1 protein-coding gene is annotated in these 1,179 nt (G+C 65.8%); it reads right to left on the bottom strand.

What is annotated here, in order from left to right:
- Positions 1 to 551: 551 nt before the first annotated feature.
- The coding region (locus tag ABIB00_RS39020) for a transposase (RefSeq protein WP_354108012.1) at positions 552 to 1,179 on the bottom strand (628 nt) is incomplete at its 5' end.

Here is a 1,179-nt window from a genome sequence, read left to right as displayed (position 1 = left end):
ATGTGTGTGTCAAGGAGAGCAGTCACCTTTTTGTTCGACTGCGGCCACCTCTTCGTCCCGACCGCGGGCTGTGCAGGATGGCGCGCGCAGATCAAGTCAAGGCCGGCCCTTTAGGGCCGCCGCGCAGCGGCTTGGCCTTGAGTTGAGCGAGCACGCCATCATGCTTGGTCGGTTGGGACCGATAGAGGCTCCTGATGTTGGCGGTTCTGTCAGGGCATCTGCCATCCTCGCATTTGCGATCCAAGGGTCGAGCCGGTTCGACGATCTGGGTTGCGTGCCAGATCAAACTCACATTCGGTCGTCGCGCGAGGCGACTGCACCAAGATTCCGCTTGCGGCGGGCAGGCTCGAGAGGACGAGGCCATTCTTCGTTGCGGCGTTTGAAGCCATGCAATCCATCGGTTCGTCCACCCGGATCTTCCGAGGCTGATCGGGCCTCGGCAGATGGGTTATGGTTGTTTCGTTGCGCGCGGGCGAAGCACGCCGCTCGGTGCGGTCCGGGACACGCCCCTTCGGTGCGGTCCGGGACACGCCCTTCGGTGCGGTCCGGGATCAGGCGGCGGGCTTCATCACGGCCCCCTCGATGACGACGCCCTGGGTGACGTACTTCCACAGGGCCACGAGCAGCTTGCGTGCCAGCGCCACGATCGCGCGCTTGCGGCCTTGCGGGCTTCGCTCCTTGAACCAGTGCGTCAGGGCCGATTGCGGCTGGTGACGTATCCAGAGCCAGGCGAGCTGGATCATCGTGGTCCGCAGCCTGGGATTGCCGGCCTTCGACACGCCCTGCTCGTGCCGAATGCCTCCGCTTTGCCAGGGCGTCGCCGCAAGGCCCCCATAGGCGGCGAGCTGGCGGCGGTTGGAGAACTGCCGGTAGAACGCCTCCGACCAAAGCACGGCCGCGAAGTTGGCGCCGAGCCCTTTCAAGGCCAGCAGCATCGCCACCGGATCCGGCGCGGCCTTGTCTGCAGGCTTTCGGGCTGCGGCCAGCAGAGCATCCCGCGCGGCCTCGACCGCCTTGATCTGTTCCAGAAGCAGTTCGATCCGATCGAGCTCGCGGCCGATCTGCGCCTTCAAATGCGAAGGCAGCTCCCGCCCGTCGCCCGTGCGCAAGGCCTCGAGCCGCGCCCGCCGATTGCGCCGCAGCGGTACGTAGTCGGATATTCCCTGCGCGAACAGAAGA

The sequence above is a fragment of the Bradyrhizobium sp. LB14.3 genome, from assembly GCF_040547985.1.
In the GTDB taxonomy this organism is placed as follows: domain Bacteria; phylum Pseudomonadota; class Alphaproteobacteria; order Rhizobiales; family Xanthobacteraceae; genus Bradyrhizobium.
Note: the sequence above shows the minus strand (reverse complement) of the source record. Positions and strands in the feature narration are given on the sequence as shown.